Raw genomic sequence first — 25,482 nt, 5'->3', positions numbered from 1 at the left:
CATGCTGGAAGCCATCTTCGGCGCGCCCGTCGCGCGCGGAACGCTAAAAGCGAGTGCCGCCATTGCACTCGCCATCGTCATCGCAGTGAATGGATCCCAGCGCCTTGGCGCGCAAGTCATCGTGTTCGATCCCTCGAACTACAGTCAGAATCTGCTGACTGCCGCTCGATCGCTTGAACAGATCAACAACGAGGTCAGGGGCCTAGAAAATCAGGCGCAGTCCCTGCTCAATCAGGCGAAGAACCTTGCAAGCCTGCCGACAAGCGTCGTCGGCCAACTGACCTCGACGATCAATCAGATGAACAGCCTCATTGCTCAGGCAAAGGGCATTTCGTTCGATGTTCAGAAGACCCAACAGGCTTTTCAGCAACTCTATCCTCGCCAGTACGGGGCAGCTGTCTCGTCCGACAAGATGGTGCAGGATGCGACCACGCGTTGGGACAACAGCTACGAGGGGCTGAAGCAGACGCTCATCATCCAGTCGGCCATCGTGAGCACTCTGGACCAGGACGGCCAGACGCTTCGAACCCTGATGGCAAACTCGTCGAGCGCCATCGGCTCACTGCAGGCTCAACAGTCCGGCAACGAGCTGCTTGCACTGCAGATCAAGCAGTCGTTGCAAACACAGGCACTTATGGCGACTCAAGCGCGCGCGGACACCTTGCGAGCCGCTGAACAGCAGGCTTCAGCTGCTGCCGCACAGGAGCGATTCATCCGCTTCATCGGCGACGGTCATGCATATAGCGGCGGCAAATAGGTGAGGGCGCCATGGCTGATCTCTCCGTGATTGACCGCTTTACCGAGACCTTCTCGCACTACATCGACTCGGGCTTTGGCCTTCTGTCAGGGGACGTCTCATTCTTGAGTTCAACCTTGGTCGGCATCGACCTGACGCTCGCCGGACTTGCCTGGAGCGTGCGGGCCGATGATCAGATCTTGGTCACGCTTGCCAAGAAAGTGCTCTATGTGGGTGCCTTCGCGTTCATTATCGGCAACTTCAAGAGCCTTGCCGCTATCATCTTTGCTTCCTTTTCCAGCATCGGCCTGAAGGCCTCGGGCGGGACACTGAGCGCGGCCGATTTGGCGCGGCCGGGATTTATTGCTTCTGCCGGATTCACGGCTGCCCATCCTCTTCTGGAGGAGACCAGCCAATTCTCCGGCTTTGACGTCCTCACCAATCTGCCGACGATCCTCATCCTGCTGTTTTGCTGGATCCTGATCGTGCTCGCGTTCTTTGTCCTGTCGGTGCAGCTCTTTGTTACGCTAATTGAGTTCAAGCTTACCACGCTTGCAAGCTTCATCCTGGTGCCGTTCGCGCTCTGGGGCAAGACCGCCTTCCTGGCGGAAAAGACGCTCGGCAACGTCGTCGCATCCGGCGTGAAGGTCATGGTGCTTGCAATCATCATCGGTATTGGATCGACCGTTTTCGGTCAGCTTGCGGGCACACTGACACACCCGATCGATATCGCATCCGCCATGAGCCTGTTGCTGGCGGCTCTGTCCCTCTTTGGGCTCGGCATCTTCGCACCCGGAATCGCGGCAGGGTTGGTGTCGGGTGCACCTCAGCTTGGAGCGGGAGCAGCCGCCGGAACGGTAGCGGGTGCGGCGGCGGTCGTGATCGGCGGTGGAGCGGCCGCCCTCGGTGGCTTGCGCGCTGCGGCAGGCGGGTCAATCGCCGCTGTTCGATCTGCGGCATCGCTTACTGGCGCGTCTTCGGTTGGTGGCGCCTCAGCCCGAGCCGTGGCTGCTGAGCAGCTCGCGAATTCGGGCGGTGGCAGCGCGGCGAGGGGGGCGGCTGCCTCAAATGCGGCTCGCCCAGTCTCGCCGTCGGCTCAAGGACGCGCGAGAGAAGCAGCGCAGGTGGCCGCGCATACCCTGAAGGATGGGGACAAGGGCGGACATTCATCGGGTCCAAAGTTGGGGGAGGACTGACAAATGGCAGCCCATCCCTTTCAGCGCGTTTCCGTTCGATACGGCGAGACACCAGAACCGGTTACACCCTACCAGAAGGCGGCCCAAGTCTGGGATGAGCGGCTCGGCTCTGCGCGGGTTCAGGCGGGCAACTGGCGCTTAGCGGCTCTGGCAGCCATCGGCCTGTCCGGTGTGCTTGGGGTGACGATCCTCACCCAAATCGGCCGCTCAGGTGTCGTGCCATACGTGGTCGAGGTCGACCGGCTTGGTGAGGTCCGCGCGGTCGGCCCCGCGCTCGAAGCCTACCAGCCCTCAGACGCGCAGATCGCGCATTTTCTTGCCCGGCTTATCGAGGACGTCCGATCCCTGTCCATTGATCCTGTCATCGTACGGACGAATTGGCTGCGCGCCTACGACTTCGTGACCGACCGCGGCGCGCAGGTCTTGAACGATTATGCGCGCGAAGCTGATCCGTTCACGAAGATCGGCTCAAGGACGGTGACGGTCGAAGTCACCTCCGTGGTGCGCGCGTCCGGCGACAGCTTCGAGATCCGCTGGAAGGAAAACACCTACGAGAATGGATCGATGGCGAAGACGGAGAGCTACACCGGGCTCGTCACCACGCTCCTCAAGCAGCCAAAGGATGCCGAGACGCTGCGCAAGAATCCTCTCGGCCTTTACGTTCATTCCATCAACTGGTCACGCGACCTTATCGGAGATCCCAAATGAACTCTGCTGCCCGCACCAAACTCGCGTCGACCAGCGTGGTTGCCTTGTCGCTCCTGCTCTGTGGATGCGCGACCAAGCTCAATTTGGAAGCGCCTTATGACGACATGACTTTTGAGCGGGCAATTCCCGAGACCGACCCGCCAAAGGAGGTTCAAGTCGTCGAAACGCCAAAGGTCCTGCCGTTGCCAGGTCAGCTGAAGCCGTATCCCACAAAGGGTGCTAAGGGAGAGAAGATTCCGCCCGAGCAAGCGATTTCGAAAGCCAACAAAGCGGCGCGGATGGAGCCGACCCGTGCCGGATACATCAACGCGATCCAGGTCTATCCCTGGACGGAAGGAGCGCTCTATCGGCTCTACGCGAGCCCCGAAAAGGTGTCGACCATCGCGCTTCAAGCGGCTGAGGAACTGATCGACATCTCCACGGGGGATACCGTCCGCTGGGTCGTAGGCGACAGCGCGAGCGGAGAGGGAAGCAGTCGGCGCGTTCATATCCTGATCAAGCCGACGCTGCCGGACATCCAGACAAACCTCGTCATTTTGACCGACCGGCGTACCTATCACCTCGAGCTCGTCTCTACCAAGCAGACCTACATGGCCTCGATTTCGTGGACGTATCCGACCGATACGCTCGTTGCGCTTCACAAGCAGAATGCCGCGGCTCAGGAAAATGAGCAGCGCGTCGCTGACCGTGGGGTTCGGCTCGACAACTTGAACTTCCGCTATCGCATCGAGGGCGATGACCCGCCCTGGCGTCCGCTCCGTGCCTTCGATGACGGCCGCAAGGTCTACATCCAGATGCCCTCGGGGCTATCACAAGGCGAGGCACCACCCTTGTTTGTCGCAGGCGCAGATGGCCGCCCCAACCTGGTGAACTACCGGGTACGGGGATCCTACTACATCGTGGATCGGATGTTCGCCGCCGCCGAACTTCGCCTAGGCGAAAACCCGCAGCGTATCGTGCGGATCATCCGCATTGACGCCCGACCGGTCTCGCAGACTTTCAGCGCCGGGAGCGCCTCGTGACGAACCGGCCGGACCAGGACCCTCTGGAGCCGTTGGAATTGCGGGCGCGGCCGAGGCCAATTCGGCGTCTCAACAGGCGGGCTCTGATGGTCGGCTGCGCGGTAGCCGCGCTGTTGATCGCCGGTGCGACGATCGTTGCGCTTCGCCCCCCGAGGGTATTCAAAGGAACGGAGCACACCGAGCTCTACAACACCGACCGGAAGCAGACCGCCGACGGCTTAGACAAGCTGCCGAAGTCCTATGCCGAGCTGCCACCCTCAATTCCGCGGCTTGGCTCGCCATCACCCGGCGATATCGGGCGAGCCTTTGCCGAAAACGAAAAGAAGTCCGGTGTGTCTCCCGCGGGGGGCTTTGGCACCAATCCGGAAGAGGATGCCGAAAGAGCCGAGCGCGTCCGCCAGATGCGTATCGCCCAACAAGCCAAGGAGTCGGGGCTATTTGTTCGGCTGTCGGAGAAGCCGGAAAAGAGTAAGCAGGCAAGCGCGACTGCTCTGCCGGCGAGTCCTCCGTCTGCGTTCCGTCCACCTAGCGTCGGGCCGACGCCCTCCGCTGCCGAGCTGGCAAAGGCTGCACAAGGCTTGATCGACCGGTCCAGCGAAATCATTCCCTCATCTCAGGCGCGCAAGCTTGCCTTTGTGAACGCGAAGGCCGATACCGAGACGACCAATCCTCATGCCCTTGCGCCGCCACTCTCTACCTACGCCGTGATGGCGGGATCCATCATTCCGGCTAGCCTTATCACCGGTTTGAATTCGGACTTGCCGGGCGCGACGATCGCTCAGGTCACCGAGAACGTGTACGACACGGTGACAGGCGAGCATCTGCTAGTTCCGCAGGGGACGCGGCTCGTGGGAAAATACGATAGCGTCGTCGCGTTTGGCCAGAAACGCGCGCTGGTGGTGTGGTCACGGCTCATTTTGCCGAACGGTAATTCGATCGTGATCGAGAACCTTCCGGCAACCGATGTGTCCGGCTATGCCGGACTCGAGGACGAGGTTGATTTCCACACCTGGCAGCTGCTCAAGGGCGTGGCCCTGGCGACACTGATTGGGGTGGGGTCCCAGCTCTCGATCGGCAATGACGAGAGCGATCTCATCAAGGCACTGCGTGAAAGCACTGAGCAGACGACAAATCGCGCGGGCCAGCGTGTTGTGGAGCGAGAGCTCGATGTTCAGCCGACGATTACGGTGCGGCCGGGATGGCCGTTGCGGGTAATTGTTTCAAAGGATCTCGCGCTGAAGGCATACCAAGAGGTCCAAACGGCGGCGAAGGGCAGGTGATGGCATGAAGCTTGCGAAGCTACCCGAGCGGACACCGGTCAAGATGAACATTGTCCTAGCGCCGAGCCTTGCGAAGCGGCTGCGCGAGTATGCGGATTTTTATGCGGAGACTTATGGCAGCCGGGAGGAGGTGGCCGAGCTGATACCGTTTATGCTTGATGCATTTCTGGACGGCGATGCAGATTTCAGGAAAAACAGGAAAGTCACGCGCGACGAGCCAAAAGCCTCTTCGTCCTGACCTGCGCTTGATCGCTCAATTCGAGACCTGCTCGAGCGATGTGATCGACTGCTTCACTGCCCGAGCTGCTTTCTCGAGCTTCTCGAGTAGTCTTTTCAAATCCCATACAGTCACCTCTTCCATGTGAAGATTATCGCTGGCCAAGAACGTTTCGACTAGTTCATCGATGTGGATCATCTTCTTCGAAGAACATGACGCGCTGCCATTTGCAGCCGATGAAATCTGTCCGTCTGCTGAAAAACCGATTTCCACCGAAACGGCATTGAGAACCGCGCGTTCGATTAGCTCTGACGGAATCTCAACCGACGACACAATCTGGCCCGTCAGTACGTCTCGATAACCTACATTCGTAATCGATCGGCCGCTTTCGACGAACGGACCGAGGCGCAGCTCTATCGTATCTGGCGGCATCAGAACCTCATTTTTAGGGACCGCGAAAGCTACGCGTTTTATGACTTATAGTCTATGGGCTGACCGCGCAGTTTCCTTTGGTTTCCCTGCATGTGTTTGCGGGACCGAGTCGGCCTAAATATCCAAGGATTGCGCCGAGCAAGAAAACTCAGCCAAGAAGAGCTGGCTCATAGGTCCAAGATCCATCAGACCTATTTAAGTGGTGTCGAGACTGGGAAGAGAAATCCCTCTCTTTTGGTACTTGAACGCTTAGCCAAGGCTTTGGATGTCGACCCGGAGGAGCTGTTTCGTCGTCGACGACGGCGGCCTGGCGGAGCCGCTGACTCTTAATCAGCGGGTCCCAGGTTCGAGCCCTGGTGCGCCCACCAAGCTTTTCAATAGCTTAGGGACCTCTCGCAGCGGCCATTCCGACAGGCGGTCGCCGTTTGCACGGCGCGTCATCCGAGCCAGCGCTTGCGACGCTTGTAGTGCTTCACGTCGCGAAATGATTTTCGTCGGTCACCGGCAACGCCAAGGTAGAACTCCTTGACGTCCTCATTTGCTGCGAGCGCCCGCGCCTCGCCGTCCATCACCACGCGGCCATTTTCGAGGATATAGCCGTGACTCGCGTATTTGAGCGCCATATTGGTGTTCTGCTCGGCGAGAAGAAAGGAAACATCTTCCTTGACGTTGAGATCCTTCACGATCTCGAAGATCTCCTCCACGATCTGCGGCGCAAGGCCCATCGACGGTTCGTCGAGCAGGATCATCTTCGGGCGCGACATCAGCGCGCGTCCGATCACGCACATCTGCTGTTCCCCGCCTGACGTATAACCGGCGGTGGAACCACGTCGCTCTCCGAGGCGGGGGAAATAAGCATAGACCCGCTCAAGGTCTTGCGCGATTGCTGACCTGCCGTCCCTGCGCGTGAAGGCGCCAGTCAGGAGATTCTCTTCGATCGTGAGGTGAGGGAAGGCACGTCGCCCCTCCATCACCTGAATGCAACCGCGCTGCACCAGATCGTTTGGCGAGAGGGACTTCACCTCGATTCCGTCGAACAGAATCGACCCCTTGGTGACTTCGCCGCGCTCTGCATGCAGCAGATTCGAGATCGCCTTCAGGGTCGTGGTCTTGCCGGCACCGTTGGCGCCGAGAAGTGCGACAATCGCGCCCCGCGAGACCTCCAGCGATACGCCTTTTAGCACGAGGATGACGTGATCGTAGACAACCTCGATATTGTTGACCGACAGAACCAAAGCTGGCGCTTCCGTCGCCGTGGCGACGACTTTGGGTATCGACACGCGCAGACCTCTCCAAACGGGGTGGCCGGATTCGGGAGCCGGTAAACCAGCTCCCGGATCGCTTACAGGTACTCAGCTCTCTTTCGTGCAATCGCGCGGCTGGATCTTCTTATCGGCCGCATATTTCGTGGAAACGTCGGCGACGAGCGGGTCGATGAGCGATTCGTCAGCCGTGTACCAGTCGGAGATCACCTTCCAGGCCTTGCCATCCCACTGTTGTACGCGCCCATCGCGCGTGCCCTCGTGGTCGGAGCACGAGATCCTGATCGGCTTCAACATTCCCTCGAAGCCGAGCTCCTTGATGCGTGCATCGGAGAGATTGAGGTTCTCAAGGCCCCACCGGACCTGTTCGCCGGTGAGCGGCTTCTGGCCGAACTTCTCCTGCGCCTTGCGGATCGCCTCCACGCCGAGCATGGCATTGACTATCCCGCGGTTGTAGAGAACCTCGCCGACCTTGCCAGGTTCTGTTGAACCTTTACCCTTGGCGTAGACGTATTTCGCTATGTCGGCATGCACGGGAAACTTACCAGCGCCATGCTGAAGCATCAGCGACTTGTAGCCTGTGGCCTGATCGCCTGCGGGGGTGACATCCGGCTCTGCACCCGACCACCAGACGCCGATCATCTTCTCGCGCGGATAGGCGACCGCCGCCGCTTCCTTGACTGCCGTGCTGTTCATGACGCCCCAGCCCCAGACCAGGACATAGTCCGGCCGGTTCTGGCGGATCGCCAGCCATTGCGACTTCTGTTCGACACCGGGGTGCGTGACCGGGATCGGGGTAAACTCAAAGCCGTACTTCTTTGCCAGCACGTGAAGCATGGGGATCGGCTCCTTGCCGTACGGGCTGTCGTGATACAACAGCGAAATCTTCTGGCCCTTGAGCTTGTCGAACCCGCCAAGCTCGTTGGCGACGTGCTGGATTGCGATATCGGCCGCGGACCAATAGGTGCCGAGCAATGGGAAGTTGTACGCGAACACCGCGCCGTTCTTTGAGTCGGCACGGCCGTACCCCATCGTGATGATCGGGATCTTGTCCGTTTGCGTTTTTTCGGTGAGGGCGAAGGTGATGCCGGTCGACAGCGGATTGATGAAGGCCGCGCCGGTCGGCCCCTTGCCCTTGAGGCGCTCATAGCACTCGACGCCCTTGTCGGTGGCGTAACTGGTCTCGCATTCTTCGACCAGAAGCTTGACGCCGTTGATGCCATCGTCGCGCTCGTTGACCAGGTTGTAGTAGTCGGCAACGCCGTTTGCATAGGGTGCGCCGTTCACGGCGTACGGTCCTGTCCGGTAGGACAGTATCGGGACGAACTGCTCGTTTTGCGCTGCGGCCGGTGCGGCAAACGGCGCGCCCGACAGGACGGCCGCCGCCAGTATCAATACATTGCGTGCAATAGCTGCCATGCTGATATCCTCCTGTTTGAGCCCCTCTTTTTGCGTCCGGGGCTTCGTTGTCCTTCCTCCTCTACCTGCGGCCGCTATCCGCGTCGCGATGCAGGCGCGACCGCTGCTTCAATAAGGAAACGGCCAAAGTCTGAGCTTCTCCTTGCCGATCGATATCAGCCGGGCGAACCCATGGGGCTCCTTGATCAGAAGATAGCAGATCAACGATCCGAAGATGATGAATTCGAAGTGAGTGATCGTTTCGGTCGACAATGGCACGCCGAGCTCGGTTGGAACGAGGTTCAGCAGGATCGGCACGATCAGGATGAAAGCCGCCCCGACGAATGAACCCATGATCGATCCGAGCCCGCCGATGATGACCATGAATAGAAGCTCCAGCGAACGGTCGATCGAGAACGCAAGCGGCTCCCATGAACCGAGGTAGACGAACGCCCAGAGTGCGCCCGCAACGCCAACGATGAATGAAGAGACCGCGAAAGCCGTGAGCTTTGCATAGAGCGGCCGGATACCGATCAGTTCGGCGGCGATATCCATGTCGCGGATCGCCATCCACTGTCTGCCAAGATTGCTGCGAATGAGGTTCTTCGCCAACACCGCGATGACAACCACGAAAAGCAGGCAGAGCAGGTAGCGCTCCACCGGCGTGCGAACGACCAGGCCGAAGAAATCCAGTACCGGCGCATTCACCGATCCCGACGGGGCGTAATTGGTGAACCACGGGATGCGCAGGAATACCCAATCGAAGAAGAACTGCGCGGCGAGCGTTGCAACCGCCAGATAGAGGCCCTTGATCCGCAGACTGGGAATGCCGAACAGGATTCCGACACAAGCCGCCATCAGCCCGCCAAGCAGAATGGATGCCAGCACCGGCAATGGCGGGATCGAGATCGCGAAGCCGAGAAAGCCGAGCGGGATGTGAACGCCTGTCGCTAGCTTGTAGGCGGAATAGGCGCCGATGGCCATGAACGCGCCGCTGCCGAGCGAGATCTGGCCGCAATAACCGACGAGAATGTTGGTCCCGATGGCGGCGAGCGCCAGGATAAGGAAGGGCAGCAGGATGGCCCACAACAGATACTCGCTGCGGAACGGCCAGATATGGAAAGTGGCCAACACCGGCACGCCGATGAAGGCGATACCGAGCAAGACAGCGAGCACAATACGGTCCTGACGAACAGGGAAGATCGCCATGTCCTCCGCGTAAGTCGTCTTGAACTGGCCAGCCTCGCGATAAAGCACAACGAAATCCTCGTCTCAGATGCGTTCGATGATCCGCTCGCCGAACAGACCCTGCGGCCGCACGAGCAGCAGCGCCAACGCCAGCACATAGGCAAACCAATATTCGATACCGCCGCCGATGGACGGCCCCAGGTAAACCTCTGCGATCTTCTCACCCGCCCCAACGATGAGCCCGCCGACAATGGCCCCCGGAATGGAGGTGAGGCCCCCGATGATCAGAACCGGAAGGGCCTTCAGTGCGAGAAAGGTGATGGAGAACTGCACACCAAGCTTGGTACCCCACACGGTCGCCGCGACCAGCGCAACGAGACCGGCGGCAAGCCAGACCACGAACCAAATCCAACTGATTGGAATCCCGACCGAGTGGGCTGCCAAATGGTCGTCGGCCACAGCCCTGAGTGCGCGACCGGTCCTGGTACGTTGAAAGAAGATCGCAAGTCCGGCGACGAGGATGCCCGCGATCAACGCACCCCAGAGATCCAGCTTGTTGATCAGAATTCCACCGGGGAAGAGGTCCTCAAACACAAACCAGGCGTCCGTCGGGAACAGCCGCAATGGGTAGACATCCGACCCGAAGATCATCTCCGCCACGCCCTCGATGACGAATGTCACGCCGATCGTCGACATGAACAGCGTGAGGGCGTCCTGGTTGACGAGGGGTCCGATCACAAGCCGCTCGATCAGCCAGGCGGTCGCCGCCATGATAACGGCGGCAAAACCGATACCCAGTACGATCGCGGCCCACAGTGGAAAGCCGTTGGCAATCAGCAGATCGAGAGCGCGAACCAGCGCCAGCCCAGCGAGCAATACCATTGCGCCCTGGGCGTAATTGAACACGCCAGATGCCTTGAAGATCAGCACGAAGCCGAGCGCGACCAGCGAATAGAGCACGCCGGACATCAATCCGCCGATCAAGATCTCCAGAAACTGGCCCAATGCGACCACGAACGCTCCTCAGTGTGCAACGCCAAGATAGGCCTCGATGACGGCCTGGCTTTTCTTCACCTCGTCGGGCGTGCCGTCGGCGATCTTGACGCCGTAATCGAGCACCGCCACTCGATCCGAGAGATCCATGACCACAGCCATGTCGTGCTCGATCAGCGCAATTGTCGTGCCGTAATGGCTGTTCACATCGATGATGAACCGCGACATGTCCTCCTTCTCCTCGAGATTCATGCCTGCCATGGGCTCGTCGAGGAGAAGAAGGTCGGGCTCCATCGCGAGAGCACGACCAAGTTCGACGCGTTTCTGCAAGCCGTATGGCAAGCGCCCGACAGGCACCTTGCGGATCGACTCGATCTCCAGGAAGTCGATAATCTCCTCGACCCGGTGCCGATGCCCGATCTCCTCTGCCAGAGCAGGGCCGTAACGCAGCATCTGCCACAACAAGCCCCGGCGCACCTTCAAGCTTCGACCAGCCATGATGTTGTCGAGCGCGCTCATTCCCTTGAACAGGGCGACGTTCTGAAAGGTGCGCCCGATACCGCCGCGGGCGGCCTCGAAAGGCTGCATCCTGGCCCGGGTGCGCCCCTTGAAGGTGATGGTGCCATGATCAGGGTGATAGAAACCGTTGATGACATTGAGCATCGAGGTCTTGCCGGCGCCGTTGGGGCCGATGATGGCTCGAATTTCGCCTTTTCTCACGTTGAACGAAACGTCCCTCAGCGCCCTGACGCCGCCGAAGGCCAGCGCTACGCCCTCGACCTGGAGCAAGATCTCGTTTGTGTCCGGCGCTCTCATGCTGCCTTCCCTAAGGGGTCCGCCGAACCAGCGGCGTGCATGTCGCGGATCTTGATCCGAGCCGCGATCGTGCCCTTGCGGCCATCCTCAAAAGTGACTTCAGTGGAAATGTCGGCCTCATGCGAGCCGTCGTAGAGTGCCGCGAGCAGTGGCGCATAGCGTTCAGCAATGAACCGGCGGCGCACCTTCTGCGTGCGGGTCAATTCGCCGTCATCTGCGTCAAGCTCCTTGTGCAAAATGAGGAAGCGGCGAATTTGAGCGCCCGCCAGCGCCTTTTCCTTGACGAGAGAGTGGTTCACCCTCGCAACATCTTCCGCCACCATGTTGTAGACCAGCGGATGCCCGGCAAGCTCCTGATAGGAGCCATAGGCGATATTGTTTCGCTCCGCCCAATTCGCGACAGCGACCGGGTCGATGTTGATCATGGCGCAAACGAACTCTCTTGAGTCGCCGAAAGTGATTGCTTCCTTGATATTGGGAAAGAACTTCAGTTTGTTCTCAAGGTACTTCGGCGCAATCATCGTGCCGTCAGCCAGCCAACCGACGTCCTTCGCGCGATCGATGATCTTTAGATGGCCGGTCTTCTCGTCAAAAAAGCCCGCATCCCCGGTCTTGACATAACCGTCGGATGTCATGGTTTCCGCGGTCTTTGCCGGGTCCTTGAAATATCCCATGAACATGCCAGGCGAGCGAAACTGCACTTCGCCCGATTCCGCGATGCGGATGTCGACGTTCGGCGCCGCCGGACCAACCGTATCGGGGTAGATCTCGCCATCTGGCTGGCACGTCACGTACAGGAACGCTTCGGTCTGGCCGTAGAGCTGCTTCAGATTTAGTCCGATCGAGCGGTAGAACGCGAACAGATCCGGACCGATGGCCTCGCCTGCAGTGTACGCGACGCGCACCCGGGACAGGCCGAGAACGTTCTTGAGAGGCTCGTAGACCAGCAAGCGCCCGAGCGCATAGAGCAACCGGCCCCGCAGCGGCACCGGTTTTCCGGTCAACACCTGCTCGCCATACCGGCGTGCCACGTCGAGAAAGTAGTTGAACATTCGCCGCTTGACCGGCGCAGCGTCCTCCATGCGGATCATCAGGCGCGTCAGCATGGCCTCAAAACCACGCGGCGGTGCGAAATAGAAGGTCGGTCCGATCTCACGCCGGTCCTGTTCGATCGTTTCACTGCTCTCGGGACACGCCGTGCAGAAGCCGGCGACAAGGCCTTGCACATAGTTGAGGTAATGATCGCCCACCCAGGCCAGTGGCAGATAAGCGAATACCACGTCGTGGTCGGCCAGTCTGTCGAACCTGGTGGTATCCGTCGCGGCATCAATGCAGCCTCGCGTCGACAGCACGACGCCCTTCGACGCGCCAGTCGTTCCCGAGGTGTAGAGGATGACCGCGATGTCAGAACCATCACCCTGCCGGACGAATTCATCCATCTGTCCACCGAGCGCCGGATCTGCCGTCAGCGCTGCGCGACCATCTTCGATGACATCGTCGATTGCGATCAGCCGGCCGTCGTCGTAGCCATCAAGGCCGCGCGTCTCGTCATAGACAATCTTTTGAAGGTGCGGCACTCGGTCGGATACAGACAAGATTTTGTCGACTTGCTCCTGATCCTGTGCTGCAACAAACCTTGCTTCGGCGTGAGCGAGAACAAAGGCAAGCTCGTCAGCCACTGCATCCGAGTAAACCGGGACCGGAATCGCTCGCAGCGCCTGCGCTGCCATGAGGGTCCAGTAGAGCTTCGGTCGATTGGAACCTACTACCGCGATCTTCTCTCCTGGCTGCAGTCCAAGTCGATGCAAGCCCGCGGCGTAAGCCCGAACGATCGCAGCGACCCGGGCCCAGGTCCACGTCTGCCAGATGCCAAGATCCTTGTGCCGAAACGCCGGACGCGTGCCGAACTGCGTTGCATTGCGCAGAAGCAATTTGGGGAACGTATCAAACGATCCGCCACCGGCCATGTCGCTCTCGATCCCAAAAACCGGCGCGTTGGTTCACGCCTGCTTATGGTGACGCCGCGCCCTTTCCGGGAAGCAGCCATGCGAACGCCGCATGTTCCAACATTACAACGGATCGATAGTCCGACAAGTCCCGGTTTGCCGGACCGTGGCCGTCCGCGCGGTGGGTCATTCAAGGGCCCGCCTGCCGATCACCGATTGCGGTATTGACGACTAAACTCGAGTATCCAGATTTATGTTGCGCTGCGATATTGAAGCTGCGCTGCATTCCGACATTGCGAGTTCAACGCAGGTTTGACGAGCTTCTTGTCGGAACATACATTGATCTTCCAAGTAAATCGCATGCCTCTTAATCAGCGGGTCCCAGGTTCGAGCCCTGGTGCGCCCACCAAATAAAATCAATTGCTTGCAGCGATTGAGCATCAGAACGGACTTTTCAGTTGGACGTTTTCGACGTCCAACTGCAAGCGAAGTTCTTGTCAAGTAAATCGGGCAACTGCTGTGTGCGAGAACCGATGGTTCCACGCTCAAGCTTGCGATCCTGAGACTGTGCGGACCAGCTTGCGAAGTAAGCCGAGAGGCGGGACCAACGATGTGGTCACTCTCAGGAGCGCGTGTTTTGATCCTCAAGCTGCGCCACGAGCCAGTCTGCAAAGGCTCGTACCGCAGATCTCTGTCGGCTGGCGCGCGGGTAAATCAGCCGATGGCCGACGTAGCGGATATCGTTGGCGCGTCCTGTCAGCGGCGCTACTAATCGCCCGCTTCCCAGTTCGCGTTCGGCCAGAAGCGTTGATTCCAACGCCACTCCCAATCCCTCCGCAGCCGTTGCGATTGCCAGAAAGCTGCGATCGAACCTCATGCCGTGGAGTGCAGGGGCTTCCAATCCGTTGGCGGTGAACCATTGATGCCACTGCACCTGCTTCACATCGGAGCGGATTAGCGTCTGATCGAGGAGATCGGTAGGCTTCCGTATCGATTTTGCGAGCGCAGGGGAGCAGAGCGGAGTGACTGTCTCCTCCGGCAGAGGGACAATTTCGACGCCCTCCGCGCGCGGCGGACCGTAGACGATGTCGATATCGAAATCGTCGTTGCTGAAGCGCGCATAGTCCGTGCTGGCGGCCAGCCGCACTTCGAGCTTCGGATAAGCGGCGAGAAACTGTGCGAGCCGCGGCGCCAGCCATTGCGCGGCAAAGCTTGGCGCGGAGTGCACGCGCACCAATTGCGGTCCGCGCGCGGCAACTTCCTCGAGACCACGGCGGAGCTGATCGAATGCCGCTCCCGTGTGCCGCATCAGATTTTCGCCGGCTGGCGTGAGCCGCACCGATCGCGCGCTGCGCTCGAACAGAACGGTGCGAAGCGTGTCCTCCAGCTTGCGGATCGCATGACTGACGGCACTCGGCGTCAGGTGAAGCTCATTCGCCGCATCGCGGAATGATCCCGTCCGAGCAGCGGCTTCAAAGGCGCGAATTGCTGATATCGGGACATTCGACAGCATTCCATAAGTGAACCAGATTCATCGATCCGTGACAACTGTGCGTTTGTCTGTTGTGCGTCCGCGGGGCATTTCTAGCCTTGCCAAGGAAAAACAATTTGCGGGAGGAACTGATGCTGCTCAGCGGTAAGACGGCCATCATTTCGGGCGCGGCATCGCCGCGCGGCATCGGGCTGGCCACGGCACGGCGGTTTGCCGCCGAGGGCGCTCGGGTCGCCATTCTGGATATCGACGCCGACGCTGCGGCGGATGCTGCGGTATCCCTTGGAAAATGCCACATCGGACTTCAGTGCGACGTCGCCGACAAATCATCCTGCGAGCAGGCGGTGGCCCGAGTGATCGAATTCTTAGGCGGCGTCGATATTCTGATCAACAATGCCGGCATCACCCAGCCGGTCAAGTTCCTACAGATCTCGGCGGCCGATTGGGATCGCATCCAGGACGTCAATCTGAAGGGTGTTCTGTTCCTCTCCCAGGCTGTGATCCCCCATATGCGCGCACGGAAGTCTGGATCGATTGCCTGCATGTCGTCGGTTTCGGCCCAGCGTGGCGGCGGAATTTTTGGCGGCCCGCATTATTCGGCGGCCAAGGCTGGAGTGCTCGGTCTCGCCAAGGCGATGGCCCGTGAGTTCGGCCCAGACGGCATCCGCGTTAATTGCGTCACGCCCGGCCTGATCGGCACCGATATCACCGCAGGCAAGCTGACCGACGAGATGAGGGCGAAGATCCTGGAAGGTATTCCGCTCAATCGTCTCGGCACGGCTGAAGACGTCGCCGGCATCTACACCTTCCTGGCCTCGGATCTATCTGCCTACGTCACGGGTGCGGTCATTGATGTCAATGGCGGCATGCTTATCCACTGAGCGAGCGAGACAGGGCCAAATCGATGGAAACACTAACCAATGTGCCAAAGCTGGCGGATCGCGCATACAACATTCGCCGCAACGCGCTGCGCATGGGTGAAGTCCAGGGTCAGGGTTACATCGCGCAGGCGCTGGATATCTCCGACGTTCTCGCCGTGGCCTATTTTCACGCCATGCGCTATCGGCCGGAAGATCCGTCCTGGGAGGAACGCGACCGCTTCCTCCTCTCAAACGGGCACTACGCGATCGCGCTCTATGCGGCTTTGATCGAGGCGGGGATCGTCCCCGAGGAGGAGCTCGAAACCTACGGCAGCGACGAGAGCCGCCTGCCGATGTCGGGCATGGCCTCCTACACGCCCGGAATGGAAATGTCGGGCGGCTCGCTCGGGCTTGGGCTCAGCATCGCCGTTGGCATGGGCCTCGGGCTCAAGCGTAAGAAATCCGACGCGCGGGTGTACACGTTGTTTTCCGACGGCGAGCTCGATGAAGGCTCGGTCTGGGAAGCCATCCAGTCGGCGGGCCATTACAAGCTGGACAATCTGATCGGAATCGTCGACGTCAACAATCAGCAGGCGGACGGTCCTTCGACGCAGGTCATGGCGTTCGAGCCGCTGGTCGAGAAGCTTCACGCTTTCGGCTGGTTCGTGCAGCGCATTGACGGCAATGATCTCGATGCCGTGGTTGCCGCGTTCGATGTCGCCAAGTCTCATCCCGCGCCCAAGCCACGGATGATCGTCGCCGACACGCTGATGGGCAAGGGCGTTCCTTTCCTGGAGCAGCGCGAGAAGAACCATTTCATCCGGGTCGAGCAGCACGAATGGCAGCTCGCGCTGGCCGCGCTGGAAGCCGGGAGGCAGGCATGAAGACCGCCAGATCAGCACCGCAGCCGGGCAAGCCGCGCCTGACCACCTCGGCCATGATCGCCTCGATCGCGGCGGAGGGACAGAAGACGAAGCCGGCGCCGTTCGGACACGCGCTCGTCGAGCTCGCGCGCAGCCGCCCCGATGTGGTCGGCATGACGGCCGATCTCGGCAAATACACCGACCTGCACATCTTTGCGAAGGAATTTCCGGACCGCTATTACCAGATGGGCATGGCCGAGCAGCTTCTGTTCGGCGCGGCCTCAGGTCTTGCCGCCGAAGGCTTCATGCCGTTCGCGACCACCTACGCGGTGTTCGCATCGCGGCGCGCTTACGACTTCATACACCAGACGATTGCGGAGGAAGACCGCAATGTGAAGATCGTCTGCGCATTGCCGGGCCTGACCTCGGGCTATGGTCCGAGCCATCAGGCCGCCGAGGATCTCGCGCTGTTTCGCGCGATGCCGAACATGACGGTCATCGATCCCTGCGATGCCCATGAAATCGAGCAGCTGGTGCCCGCGATCGCGGCACATCAGGGGCCGGTCTACATGCGCCTCCTGCGTGGTCAGGTGCCGGTCGTGCTGGACGAATATGATTACAGGTTCGAGCTCGGCAAGGCCAAGGTGATCCGTGACGGGAAGGATGTCCTGATCATCTCATCCGGCATCATGACCATGCGTGCGCTCGAGGCCGTGCAAGTCCTTAAAAACGACAGCGTCGATGCTGCGGTGCTCCACGTTCCGACCATCAAGCCGCTCGATGCCGAGACGATACTGCACGAAGCCGGCAAGTCGGGCCGCCTGGTCGTCGTCGCCGAAAACCACACGACCATCGGTGGCCTCGGCGAGGCCATAGCCGCACTTTTGATGCGTTCAGGCGTCCATCCGCCTTTCCGCCAGATTGCATTGCCTGACGAATTTCTTCACGCCGGCGCACTTCCGACGCTGCACGACCGCTACGGCATTTCCACCGCAGAGGTCGTAAGGCAGATCAAGCTGTGGCTCTAGCGCACCGGCACTGAACGCCAATCAGGCCAAGCCCGAGTGAGGAGTTGCGCCCGCTGCATGTCGCGGCGGGCGAGTGATGGCCTCTTGCCCGAATGCGGGCGGTCGAGGAGCCCGGAAAAGCGGAAGACCAGTGCAGGCTGATGCAGCCGGCACAACGTCAACACAGGATCAGGAGGAAAAACATGACTGTCTCGAAACCCGGACGCATCAGCCGCCGTTCGCTATTGCTGGCGGCCAGTGCCGCACCTCTCTGCGGGATTCTGACCCGCCCGGCATCAGCCGCCGAGTTCGTCTACAAGTTCGCCACCGGGCAGGATCCGACCCATCCGGTGAATGTCCGAGCCCAAGAGGCGATCGACCGTATCCGCGAAGCGACCAGCGGCCGGCTGGAGATCAGGCTGTTCCCGGCCAACCAGCTGGGTTCCGACACCGAACTGCTGACTCAGGTTCGCAGCGGTGGCGTCGAGTTCTTTAATCAATCGTCCTCGATCCTCGCCACCCTGGTGCCGAGCGCGGGCATCGTGAACACGGGCTTCGCGTTCGCCGATTACGACAGCGTGTGGAAGGCGATGGACGGCGACCTCGGCACCTACATCCGGGCGCAGATCGCCAAGACACCGATCATGGCGGTGTCGAAGGCCTGGGACAACGGGTTCCGCCAGGTGACCTCGTCCGGCCGCGAGATCCGCACCCCGGATGATCTGAAGAATTTCCAGATCCGCGTTCCGCCCGCGCCGCTGCTCACTTCGCTCTTCAAGGCGCTCGGCGCCGGGCCGACGCCGATCAACTTCAACGAGGTTTATTCCGCTCTGCAGACCAAGGTCGTCGATGGCCAGGAGAATCCGTTGCCCATCATCGCGACCGCGCGGCTCTATGAGGTGCAGAGCACGTGCAGCCTGACGGGGCACGTCTGGGACGGCTACTGGATCCTTGGCAACAAGCGCGCCTTCGAGCGCCTGCCCAAGGACGTGCAGGAGATCGTGACACGCGAGCTTGACCGCTCGGCCATCGATCAGCGCGCCGACATCGCAAAGCTCAGCCAGTCGCTGCGCACCGATCTCTCGGCCAAGGGTCTCAAATTCATCGACGTCGATCGCGCCGCCTTCCGTCAGGCCTTGTCTAAAACCAGCTTCTACGCCGACTGGAAAGCCAAGTTTGGCGAGGAGGCATGGTCCCAGCTCGAAAAAGCGGCGGGCCAGCTATCATGACCAGCATGAGCCATACGCCGCGTGTCGATGCCGGATTGGCGGCCGGCGTGTCGCAGGCAGGCCGGCGCCGTTGGGTGATAACGGCGAACACGGTGCTTGGTCATATCGTCGCGGTCCCGGCAGCACTGCTCGTGCTGGCGGAGATTGCGGTACTGTCTGCCGGCATCGTGGGGCGATACGTGTTCCGCTCGCCGATCATCTGGTCCGACGAACTCGCGGGCATTCTCTTCCTCTGGCTCGCCATGTTCGGTTCCGTGATTGCGTTCCAGCGCGGCGAGCACATGCGGATGACCGCGATCGTCGGCGTTCTCAGTGCTGAGGTTCGAGCGTTTCTGGACGTCGTCGCGGCCGCGGCGTCGCTTGCATTTCTCGTCCTCGTCGTCTGGCCCGCCTATGAATTCGCCGCAGACGAGGCATTCGTCACCACGCCGGCGCTCGAGATCGTCAATAGCTGGCGTGCGGCGGCTTTGCCGATCGGGATTGGATTGATGCTGATCGCAGCGGTTCTCCGACTCATCCGCATCGCGAGCCCGCGCAGCCTGCTGGCGTCCTTGGCGATCGTCGCGGGCATCATCGCGACGTTCGTTCTGCTGGCGCCGGTCTTGAAGCCGCTCGGCAATCTGAATCTTCTGATTTTCTTCGTTGTCGTGGTTGGCGCCATGGTCTTCGCGGCCGTGCCGATCGCGTTCGCGTTCGGCCTCGCCACGGTCGGCTATCTCGCCCTGACAACCAGCACGCCCGACGTGGTGATGATCGGACGAATGGATGAGGGCATGAGCCACCTGACCCTGCTTGCGGTGCCTCTCTTCGTCTTTCTCGGCCTTCTGATCGAGATGACGGGCATGGCGCGCGCCATGGTCAGCTTCCTGGCGAGCCTCTTAGGCCACGTGCGCGGCGGATTGCACTACGTGCTGGTCGGGGCGATGTATCTGGTCTCTGGCATTTCCGGCTCCAAGGCGGCGGACATGGCTGCGGTAGCTCCGGTGTTGTTTCCCGAGATGCGGCAGCGGGGAGCCAAGCCAGGCGATCTGGTTGCGCTTCTCGCGGCAACCGGCGCGCAAACCGAGACGATCCCGCCGTCACTGGTTCTAATCACGATCGGCTCGGTCACCGGCGTTTCGATCTCGGCCCTGTTCACCGGCGGCTTGCTTCCGGGCGTCGTGCTTGCCGTCATGCTCGCGGCCGTGGTGTGGTGGCGATACCGCCGCGAGGATCTGTCTCACGTCAAGCAGGCGACGGGGCGGCAGATCGGCCGCGCTTTTGTCATTGCGATACCCGCCATCGCGCTGCCATTCGTGATCCGGACCGCTGTCGTCGAAGGCGTCGCAACGGCAACGGAGGTCTCTACCATCGGCATCCTGTACTCGGCCTGCGCGGGTCTCTTCATCTACCGCCAGTTCGACTGGCGCCGCATCTATCCGATGCTGGTCGAGACAGCCTCGCTGTCAGGGGCGATTCTGCTCATCATCGGCGCGGCGACAGGCATGGCCTGGGCGCTGACCCAATCGGGATTTTCTGCCTCTCTGGCCAAGTTCATGACCACCCTTCCGGGCGGAGTCCCAGTCTTCCTGGCCGTGACGATCGTGACCTTCGTGATCCTGGGCAGCGTGCTGGAAGGGATTCCGGCAATCGTTCTGTTTGGTCCGCTTCTCTTCCCGATCGCGCGGCAGGTCGGGGTGCACGATGTGCACTACGCGATGGTCGTCGTTCTCGCCATGGGCATCGGACTGTTCGCGCCCCCGTTCGGTGTCGGCTATTACGCGGCCTGCGCCATCAGCCGCATCAATCCGGACGAAGGCATGAAACCCATCGTGGGCTACATGATCGCACTCTTGATCGGCACACTGATTGTTGCCGCCGTGCCCTGGCTGTCGATCGGCTTCCTTTGACAACATGGCCGGACGCCTCGCGGGACAAATCCCGAGGCGCCTCGTCAAGCGAATTTCGGCAGATGCAGCGGGAGGCGCTGCGGGTGACTTCGGTCGGCAAGGGCCATAAGTTTGCCGTTCTGCCATTCGGATCGGAATCTCTTCGATGTCGCCGTGGCGGCGTCGTACAATGGAAAAGCCGCCTGGATTGCCGATATGGCGGCCGCGGACCGTGCGTCGCCGCTGGTGTGGCGGCGGCGGCGCGGCATCCTGCTTGACGGGCTCGGTACCGGTTACGTGCTCCCTGTGGCCGAAGCCTGGCCCGAAGGTCCGCCGTGCACGGATTGTGCCGACCTCCGCCGCACTGCTGCGCGGCTGCGCTGGCGCGAAGCCTGCGCCCATCACTGGTGGCGGAGCTATCTTGCAGCTCAGGATCCGGTTGGATGCCGATTAGGCGCTGCGACGCTCCCAAATGCTAATCACCGATCCCTCGGCTTAGAGGGGCAACATTGCCGGCCGAATGACAATGTGTACGTTGCGTACAAAGTTGGTCCTTTCCACACGTCGCCAGATTCAGTAGCAATCCACGTGCTGCGCTTGCTTCGCAAAATTGTCGATGAGCTGGAGCTGCAAATGAGATCGTTGCGGGGTAATGAAATTGACTCGTGATCTTATTTGCAGACCCTTTGCAGCGCTTCGGTTTATCTTCCTCGCCGAGGACATCAGAGAACTTGGAATGGCGGCGTCGGCAAAGGTCCTTTCGAGGCTGAGTGGCATCAATATCGACGTTGAAACACGCAAGGACCTTGCTATTTTTTCCGTCCTTGGTCTGCTTGCTTCGTTAGGCTGCGCTTTGACATACGGTCTCGATATCAGCGCCGGTTTCTTCTAGCCGCAACGTCTGAGCAGGCGCTTGAACTCTTTTTTCCGGACCGACCACGATTTCAACTTCATCATTGGGCACATCGAGATGGCCATGCAGCAGCACCTCGACGACAGCAAAATCGATTCGAAAGCTGCAAGCTGTTTGATGGCACGCCTCGTGAGTAGGTCACGATGAAGAAGTACTATTTTGATATCCGCGACGGCAGCCAATTCATCAGCGATGATGAAGGCGTGGTGCTGCCGAACATCGAGTCTGCGCGGCAAGAGGCGACCAGTACGCTTTCGGAGATCACCCGCGATTGGGTCAGAGGCAGGCCGCAGCATCATATGGCAGTTGAAGTTCGCGATGATCATGGCCCCATCCTGGACGCGAGCGTTAGCTTCGTGCTGAAACTGCGCGCGACGTAAAAGCCATCGGTTGGGATCGAACTTGCAATTGTGGACGTCGATTAGCGGCAGAACACCAGGCGCACGAATATGATGCAGGCCTTGCGCTTTGAGCCGTCCGCGAGTAGGGGGCGGCCGGCCGCGGGGCACCCGAGAAGAATGCCGCCGCTGCCATTGGCGCAACTGACGACAAGACCCGTGGATCGGCGCAACGATGATCGACTGTGAAGTCCGCGCCTTCCGCTGGAAGGCCCGGCGGGTGGCGCCCGTCATCGACGGCTCTTTGGAGCAGCTGGAAGGTGCCGCGCGACTGCGGGATCAGCGGGCTAGTCCTGGTCAGCCTGACTTCCTCAAGGGCGACCCAACCGAGCTCTTCGCCTAGGCGAGCCAGGCCCAGATGCCGGAGAGGTTCGTTCCGCCCCTCGTGCAACCACTCGCGCCTGAGGTTCTTGAGGAATGGCGCCGATCAGGCGCGGCAGGCTGGCGCTCACCCTCGATGATCTGGATCCCCTGGCCGAGTCCCTCAGGGCTGCTTCAGTGGGCTTCCACCTGGAAGTGCCCGGCGGATGAGCGCAAGGCAGAGCTGCTCCTGGCCGACGGCCATCGCCTGGTATTCCCTGGTTTCGGACATGCAGACAGTACCCGCGATCCTGCCTGGGATGTGCGGCTCGATCGGCTCCTGGCACTCGCCAAGGGCGCCCAGGTTTGGGTCAAGCTGTCGGGCATCGGACGCGTCACAGATCGCTGGGCGCAGGCAGTAGCGGGAAGGATGCTGGAGGAGCTCGCGCCCGAACGGCTGCTCTGGGCGCCAGAGTGGCCGCACATCACAGCCGCTCACGCCTATGCGCCAACCTATGCGCAGACCCTGGAATGGCTCGACGAGCTCGTCCCGGGCGAGGACGCTCGAAAGCGGATCCTTGGCGACACGCCTGCCGCTCTCTACGGATTGCCATGACTGAGAACCGTAGAGCTACGGGAGATCACGAGGTGACCAGCTTGCGATTCTCATAGAGTGGCACGGCGAGCGCGTCGGTTGCCGGTCCGAGCAGGAAATAACGAACTGCGCGCCGGCGAACTAGGTTATGTAGGAGGTGCCCCAGGAGCAGAAACAAGCCGATAATCCACATTGCATGCAGAACCGGTTCGCAAGCGGATCGCGGTGCGTTGCCAAGGATACCGCATCTGCGATCGCATAGACCAGCAGTTGGAGCGCATTGCCGGCACGAATCAAGAGCCCGACCCGCAACCGAAGCCGGCCGGCGATCGCGCCGTGTACCGGAAACTTCACGACGCCCTGATCGCGTTGTCCCCTCTCGATCCGCAGCCGCGCGGCTACGGCTTTGAGAAATTCTTGACCAAAATGTTCAACTCCTTCAGTTTGAACGCCCGCGGTTCCTTCCGTCTGATCGGTGAGCAGATCGACGGCAGCTTCGAGCTGAATGGCCAGACCTATCTCGTCGAGGCCAAGTGGCAAAACCAGCAAACCGCTGTGAAGGACCTCCACGGCTTCCACGCCAAAATCGGCGAGAAGGCGGCTTGGACCCGCGGGCTGTTCGTCAGCTACATCGGATTCTCCGAGGACGGCCTGAAGGCCTTCGGGCGAGCGAAAAACATCATTTGCATGGACGGGTTCGACCTGTCGGAGACGTTGGGGCGAGAGCTGCCGCTCGACGTCGTATTGGAGCGCAAGGTCCGACATGCCGCTGAGACCGAGCAAGCATTCGCCAGGGTGCGTGACCTGTCCCAAAGCTCTGTTTCAGCCACCGGCACGAGCTCCTCAACGAGCGCGTTCGCGATCAAACTGCCGGGCATCCAGGCGACCTATCCGCGCACGCGTCCGGCGCCGGCTGTTCGTTCCCTCTGCGTTGCAAGATCGTTGTATATTCCCGCCTCGCATCATATGGGGGATATCAATGCGAAGTCCAACTCTTCTCGAGCGTGTCAACAGGCTCTTCCGCTCGACGCCTGTTCTGATCTTAAGAGCTCATAGCAAATACACAGAGTTCGTCAGCCGGCATCCGATTATTCTCCTTCTTCTCCTGCCTTCGTATCTGTTTTCCGCGTTGGTTTGCAGCGGTAGCTTGGGCCTCGCAATCGCAATAGCGATTCAAATGCTGAGAGCGGGCAACACAGACATAAATTTCGAGTTTGCATCCCTCTCGATCATCCTGACGCTCATCCCTGTCGCTGGAATCTTTGCAGCGCACTACCTTTATCTACTGTGGTACAGCTTTGCATCGCTAGGCGCTTTGGATGGATCTCCAAGATCTGTTTTCACCGTCGTGCAACTCGTCGGCACGACAGCGATATTGTTTGCATTGATCCACTACTATGTGGCTCTGTTTTCCGGTCCCGAGGCATACACTGGAATGATCGATTTGGCGGACAAGAACTCGTGGATCTGGTTTCAGTATAATCGGTTGCCACGATTGTTGACCCCGCCTCCGATCGGAATGGTCGTTGATTGCCTGTATTTCAGCTTCGTCACCATGGCGACAGTGGGCTATGGCGATATCCACCCAGAATCAATGGCCGCAAAGATAGCGACCATGCTTGAAATTCTCGTCGCATTTATACTAATCGTGGTGATATTGGCACGGGTCATGAGCCGACCAGAGCGCGGTTTCAGACCCACTGGGCCTTTGACTCCTCGAATCCGCCCTTCCAGTATCCCGACATCACGTAAACGAGTGCATCATCGACAGCGTCGTCAACTCTCTCGCTGAAAGCACGTCACTGAGCGAGAAGGTGTTCGCATGCGGTGCGTGGCGGTGACGCAGATTAAGATCGCTCGTGCGATTATCGCCGCCTGGTTTAAAACCGCTTCTCGACGATAGATTTGACCTTCTAATTGGCCTGTCTTAACGGATTCACGGACGATGCCAGACGCGACCGTCACGAAGTCCAAGATCTCAATGTTGGAATTGGTATACCCGCCAATGCCCAACCAGGAAGCCGTTTGGTTTAAGGACGATCCCGAGGTCGAGGCTCTGCTTCGCGAAAGCGATTTTTACGTCATCGGAGGTCGGCCCGAGGCGAAATTTAGCGACTTCCAGAAGGATGACGAGACCTGGCGGCTTAGCTTTAACGTCACTATCGAGGGACGTTTGACAGACGCTGTCGTTCTTAACGTCCGATCTCTGCCGGGTGTCGAGAATGCCGCCCCCGAAACTGTTTGCATCGAACTCGGACCAAAGTTCGTCCGCATCTGGGACGGCCCGGCGGATGAGGATGACTCGAACGTTCTCGAGTGGTTCACGACGGAGAAGCTGATTTTTGACCGTTCGCATGGACGGCGAGGAATCGAAGGGCTGGACCGGCATGCTGAGTTTGCCGTTTACGATCTTCTGTACGTTGGCATCGCGAGAACCGGGGATAGCTTCGATCGCGTGATCGCTAAAGGTCACCACGCGCGGACCGAGATTTTGGCAAACGAGCCGCAGCGATATCCTGGAGCACGCGTTTCCGATGAGACGTATTTGTTCTTGTTCAGGGTAAACTCCCTGGTGATGCAGACGTTCGAGCCGGAGCATGACTTCACCGGCGAGGAGTTCTCCGGAAATATCGATAACAAGATGGTCGTTGCGGATGCGGAGAAGGCGTTCGTCAACCTTTTGAAGCCGGACTACAACAAAGTTCAGTTCACGCAGTACCCGAAAGGAAAGGATGGCTTATACGGGACCGGGTAGGCCCGATA

The 25,482-nt window shown here is 60.2% G+C and carries 27 protein-coding genes; 18 read left to right on the top strand and 9 right to left on the bottom strand.

The window, feature by feature from the left end; all coding sequences use genetic code 11:
- The first annotated feature begins 1 nt into the window (after window position 1).
- From trbJ to F758_RS0126420, 6 genes are all read left to right on the top strand, one after another.
- On the top strand, window positions 2-757 hold the full coding sequence (gene trbJ, locus F758_RS0126445) for a P-type conjugative transfer protein TrbJ (protein WP_024510701.1): 756 nt from the start codon (window positions 2-4) through the stop codon (window positions 755-757).
- Between the two features lie 11 nt (window positions 758-768).
- Window positions 769-1,932, top strand: a complete 1,164-nt coding sequence (trbL, locus tag F758_RS0126440; RefSeq protein ID WP_024510700.1) for a P-type conjugative transfer protein TrbL — start codon at window positions 769-771, stop codon at window positions 1,930-1,932.
- A gap of 3 nt (window positions 1,933-1,935) precedes the next feature.
- Window positions 1,936-2,640, top strand: coding sequence for a conjugal transfer protein TrbF (gene trbF / locus F758_RS0126435; protein WP_024510699.1), 705 nt, complete (start codon window positions 1,936-1,938; stop codon window positions 2,638-2,640).
- Entirely contained in the window at window positions 2,637-3,662 is a 1,026-nt protein-coding gene (gene trbG / locus F758_RS0126430; protein ID WP_024510698.1) for a P-type conjugative transfer protein TrbG, read from the top strand. The genes trbF and trbG overlap by 4 nt, the downstream gene beginning before the upstream one ends.
- Window positions 3,663-3,748: 86 nt before the next feature.
- Entirely contained in the window at window positions 3,749-4,942 is a 1,194-nt protein-coding gene (locus F758_RS0126425; RefSeq protein WP_245286597.1) for a TraB/TrbI/VirB10 family type IV secretion system protein, read from the top strand.
- A 4-nt stretch (window positions 4,943-4,946) separates the two neighbouring features.
- On the top strand, window positions 4,947-5,180 hold the full coding sequence (locus tag F758_RS0126420) for a DUF2274 domain-containing protein (RefSeq protein ID WP_024510696.1): 234 nt from the start codon (window positions 4,947-4,949) through the stop codon (window positions 5,178-5,180).
- Window positions 5,181-5,195: 15 nt separating this feature from the next.
- Here the strand turns inward: F758_RS0126420 and F758_RS0126415 are convergent, their stop codons facing one another.
- Window positions 5,196-5,591 (bottom strand): hypothetical protein, encoded by a 396-nt coding sequence (locus F758_RS0126415; RefSeq protein ID WP_024510695.1) that lies wholly within the window; start codon window positions 5,589-5,591, stop codon window positions 5,196-5,198.
- Window positions 5,592-5,681: 90 nt separating this feature from the next.
- On the opposite strand from F758_RS0126415, the gene F758_RS48155 reads away from it, so the two are divergent.
- Window positions 5,682-5,921 carry a helix-turn-helix domain-containing protein gene (locus F758_RS48155; protein WP_024510694.1) on the top strand — a complete coding sequence of 80 codons (240 nt, stop codon included), beginning with the start codon at window positions 5,682-5,684 and terminating at the stop codon, window positions 5,919-5,921.
- Window positions 5,922-6,028: 107 nt separating this feature from the next.
- Here F758_RS48155 and F758_RS0126405 read toward each other — a convergent pair whose 3' ends face one another.
- From F758_RS0126405 to F758_RS44610, 7 genes are all read right to left on the bottom strand, one after another.
- Complete coding sequence (locus F758_RS0126405; protein ID WP_024510693.1) at window positions 6,029-6,871, bottom strand: ABC transporter ATP-binding protein; 843 nt, start codon at window positions 6,869-6,871, stop codon at window positions 6,029-6,031.
- 72 nt (window positions 6,872-6,943) lie between these two features.
- Complete coding sequence (locus F758_RS0126400) at window positions 6,944-8,272, bottom strand: ABC transporter substrate-binding protein (RefSeq protein ID WP_035723103.1); 1,329 nt, start codon at window positions 8,270-8,272, stop codon at window positions 6,944-6,946.
- A gap of 108 nt (window positions 8,273-8,380) precedes the next feature.
- The gene (locus F758_RS0126395) at window positions 8,381-9,508 is read right to left on the bottom strand and encodes a branched-chain amino acid ABC transporter permease (protein ID WP_024510691.1); all 1,128 of its coding nucleotides are present in this window, start codon (window positions 9,506-9,508) and stop codon (window positions 8,381-8,383) included.
- 15 nt (window positions 9,509-9,523) lie between these two features.
- On the bottom strand, window positions 9,524-10,453 hold the full coding sequence (locus tag F758_RS0126390) for a branched-chain amino acid ABC transporter permease (protein ID WP_157450166.1): 930 nt from the start codon (window positions 10,451-10,453) through the stop codon (window positions 9,524-9,526).
- 9 nt (window positions 10,454-10,462) lie between these two features.
- The gene (locus tag F758_RS0126385; RefSeq protein WP_024510689.1) at window positions 10,463-11,248 is read right to left on the bottom strand and encodes an ABC transporter ATP-binding protein; all 786 of its coding nucleotides are present in this window, start codon (window positions 11,246-11,248) and stop codon (window positions 10,463-10,465) included.
- Complete coding sequence (locus F758_RS0126380) at window positions 11,245-13,215, bottom strand: AMP-binding protein (protein ID WP_024510688.1); 1,971 nt, start codon at window positions 13,213-13,215, stop codon at window positions 11,245-11,247. Before F758_RS0126380 ends, F758_RS0126385 begins: the two co-directional genes overlap by 4 nt.
- A gap of 601 nt (window positions 13,216-13,816) precedes the next feature.
- Entirely contained in the window at window positions 13,817-14,707 is an 891-nt protein-coding gene (locus F758_RS44610; protein WP_035723100.1) for a LysR substrate-binding domain-containing protein, read from the bottom strand.
- 110 nt (window positions 14,708-14,817) lie between these two features.
- Between F758_RS44610 and F758_RS0126370 the strand changes: the two genes are divergently transcribed.
- From F758_RS0126370 to F758_RS0126325, 8 genes are all read left to right on the top strand, one after another.
- On the top strand, window positions 14,818-15,567 hold the full coding sequence (locus tag F758_RS0126370; protein WP_024510687.1) for an SDR family NAD(P)-dependent oxidoreductase: 750 nt from the start codon (window positions 14,818-14,820) through the stop codon (window positions 15,565-15,567).
- A 23-nt stretch (window positions 15,568-15,590) separates the two neighbouring features.
- Window positions 15,591-16,430: a transketolase gene (locus F758_RS0126365; RefSeq protein ID WP_024510686.1), complete on the top strand. Its 840-nt coding sequence runs from the start codon at window positions 15,591-15,593 to the stop codon at window positions 16,428-16,430.
- The gene (locus tag F758_RS0126360) at window positions 16,427-17,437 is read left to right on the top strand and encodes a transketolase family protein (protein ID WP_024510685.1); all 1,011 of its coding nucleotides are present in this window, start codon (window positions 16,427-16,429) and stop codon (window positions 17,435-17,437) included. Before F758_RS0126365 ends, F758_RS0126360 begins: the two co-directional genes overlap by 4 nt.
- 182 nt (window positions 17,438-17,619) lie before the next feature.
- Complete coding sequence (locus tag F758_RS0126355; protein WP_024510684.1) at window positions 17,620-18,645, top strand: TRAP transporter substrate-binding protein; 1,026 nt, start codon at window positions 17,620-17,622, stop codon at window positions 18,643-18,645.
- Window positions 18,646-18,650: 5 nt separating this feature from the next.
- Window positions 18,651-20,534, top strand: a complete 1,884-nt coding sequence (locus F758_RS0126350; RefSeq protein WP_084305662.1) for a TRAP transporter large permease — start codon at window positions 18,651-18,653, stop codon at window positions 20,532-20,534.
- 631 nt (window positions 20,535-21,165) lie between these two features.
- Window positions 21,166-21,405: a hypothetical protein gene (locus F758_RS0126345; protein WP_024510682.1), complete on the top strand. Its 240-nt coding sequence runs from the start codon at window positions 21,166-21,168 to the stop codon at window positions 21,403-21,405.
- A 164-nt stretch (window positions 21,406-21,569) separates the two neighbouring features.
- Window positions 21,570-21,806: a DUF6894 family protein gene (locus F758_RS0126335; protein ID WP_024510681.1), complete on the top strand. Its 237-nt coding sequence runs from the start codon at window positions 21,570-21,572 to the stop codon at window positions 21,804-21,806.
- Window positions 21,807-22,182: 376 nt separating this feature from the next.
- On the top strand, window positions 22,183-22,740 hold the full coding sequence (locus F758_RS0126325; RefSeq protein ID WP_024510680.1) for an amidohydrolase family protein: 558 nt from the start codon (window positions 22,183-22,185) through the stop codon (window positions 22,738-22,740).
- A 25-nt stretch (window positions 22,741-22,765) separates the two neighbouring features.
- Here the strand turns inward: F758_RS0126325 and F758_RS53370 are convergent, their stop codons facing one another.
- Entirely contained in the window at window positions 22,766-22,912 is a 147-nt protein-coding gene (locus tag F758_RS53370) for a hypothetical protein (RefSeq protein ID WP_084305658.1), read from the bottom strand.
- A gap of 77 nt (window positions 22,913-22,989) precedes the next feature.
- On the opposite strand from F758_RS53370, the gene F758_RS46655 reads away from it, so the two are divergent.
- The 3 genes from F758_RS46655 to F758_RS44600 all read left to right on the top strand — a co-directional run bounded on the left by F758_RS46655 (window position 22,990) and on the right by F758_RS44600 (window position 25,474).
- Window positions 22,990-23,775: a restriction endonuclease gene (locus tag F758_RS46655; protein WP_502689183.1), complete on the top strand. Its 786-nt coding sequence runs from the start codon at window positions 22,990-22,992 to the stop codon at window positions 23,773-23,775.
- 121 nt (window positions 23,776-23,896) lie between these two features.
- Window positions 23,897-24,511 carry a potassium channel family protein gene (locus F758_RS50965; protein WP_198026572.1) on the top strand — a complete coding sequence of 205 codons (615 nt, stop codon included), beginning with the start codon at window positions 23,897-23,899 and terminating at the stop codon, window positions 24,509-24,511.
- A 153-nt stretch (window positions 24,512-24,664) separates the two neighbouring features.
- Window positions 24,665-25,474 (top strand): hypothetical protein, encoded by an 810-nt coding sequence (locus F758_RS44600; RefSeq protein WP_051387048.1) that lies wholly within the window; start codon window positions 24,665-24,667, stop codon window positions 25,472-25,474.
- Window positions 25,475-25,482 lie beyond the last annotated feature (8 nt).

The sequence above is a fragment of the Bradyrhizobium sp. ARR65 genome, assembly GCF_000472385.1.
Classification (GTDB): Bacteria; Pseudomonadota; Alphaproteobacteria; order Rhizobiales; family Xanthobacteraceae; genus Bradyrhizobium.
Note: the sequence above shows the minus strand (reverse complement) of the source record. Positions and strands in the feature narration are given on the sequence as shown.

Coding starts and splice junctions, on each gene's coding strand:
- trbJ (WP_024510701.1), top strand. CDS start 2: ATGCTGGAAGCCATCTTCGGCGCGCCCGTCGCGCGCGGAACGCTAAAA.
- trbL (WP_024510700.1), top strand. CDS start 769: ATGGCTGATCTCTCCGTGATTGACCGCTTTACCGAGACCTTCTCGCAC.
- trbF (WP_024510699.1), top strand. CDS start 1,936: ATGGCAGCCCATCCCTTTCAGCGCGTTTCCGTTCGATACGGCGAGACA.
- trbG (WP_024510698.1), top strand. CDS start 2,637: ATGAACTCTGCTGCCCGCACCAAACTCGCGTCGACCAGCGTGGTTGCC.
- F758_RS0126425 (WP_245286597.1), top strand. CDS start 3,749: ATGGTCGGCTGCGCGGTAGCCGCGCTGTTGATCGCCGGTGCGACGATC.
- F758_RS0126420 (WP_024510696.1), top strand. CDS start 4,947: ATGAAGCTTGCGAAGCTACCCGAGCGGACACCGGTCAAGATGAACATT.
- F758_RS0126415 (WP_024510695.1), bottom strand. CDS start 5,591: ATGCCGCCAGATACGATAGAGCTGCGCCTCGGTCCGTTCGTCGAAAGC.
- F758_RS48155 (WP_024510694.1), top strand. CDS start 5,682: ATGTGTTTGCGGGACCGAGTCGGCCTAAATATCCAAGGATTGCGCCGA.
- F758_RS0126400 (WP_035723103.1), bottom strand. CDS start 8,272: ATGGCAGCTATTGCACGCAATGTATTGATACTGGCGGCGGCCGTCCTG.
- F758_RS0126385 (WP_024510689.1), bottom strand. CDS start 11,248: ATGAGAGCGCCGGACACAAACGAGATCTTGCTCCAGGTCGAGGGCGTA.
- F758_RS0126380 (WP_024510688.1), bottom strand. CDS start 13,215: ATGGCCGGTGGCGGATCGTTTGATACGTTCCCCAAATTGCTTCTGCGC.
- F758_RS44610 (WP_035723100.1), bottom strand. CDS start 14,707: ATGCTGTCGAATGTCCCGATATCAGCAATTCGCGCCTTTGAAGCCGCT.
- F758_RS0126370 (WP_024510687.1), top strand. CDS start 14,818: ATGCTGCTCAGCGGTAAGACGGCCATCATTTCGGGCGCGGCATCGCCG.
- F758_RS0126365 (WP_024510686.1), top strand. CDS start 15,591: ATGGAAACACTAACCAATGTGCCAAAGCTGGCGGATCGCGCATACAAC.
- F758_RS0126360 (WP_024510685.1), top strand. CDS start 16,427: ATGAAGACCGCCAGATCAGCACCGCAGCCGGGCAAGCCGCGCCTGACC.
- F758_RS0126355 (WP_024510684.1), top strand. CDS start 17,620: ATGACTGTCTCGAAACCCGGACGCATCAGCCGCCGTTCGCTATTGCTG.
- F758_RS0126350 (WP_084305662.1), top strand. CDS start 18,651: ATGAGCCATACGCCGCGTGTCGATGCCGGATTGGCGGCCGGCGTGTCG.
- F758_RS0126345 (WP_024510682.1), top strand. CDS start 21,166: ATGAAATTGACTCGTGATCTTATTTGCAGACCCTTTGCAGCGCTTCGG.
- F758_RS0126335 (WP_024510681.1), top strand. CDS start 21,570: ATGAAGAAGTACTATTTTGATATCCGCGACGGCAGCCAATTCATCAGC.
- F758_RS0126325 (WP_024510680.1), top strand. CDS start 22,183: ATGCCGGAGAGGTTCGTTCCGCCCCTCGTGCAACCACTCGCGCCTGAG.
- F758_RS53370 (WP_084305658.1), bottom strand. CDS start 22,912: ATGTGGATTATCGGCTTGTTTCTGCTCCTGGGGCACCTCCTACATAAC.
- F758_RS50965 (WP_198026572.1), top strand. CDS start 23,897: ATGCTGAGAGCGGGCAACACAGACATAAATTTCGAGTTTGCATCCCTC.
- F758_RS44600 (WP_051387048.1), top strand. CDS start 24,665: ATGCCAGACGCGACCGTCACGAAGTCCAAGATCTCAATGTTGGAATTG.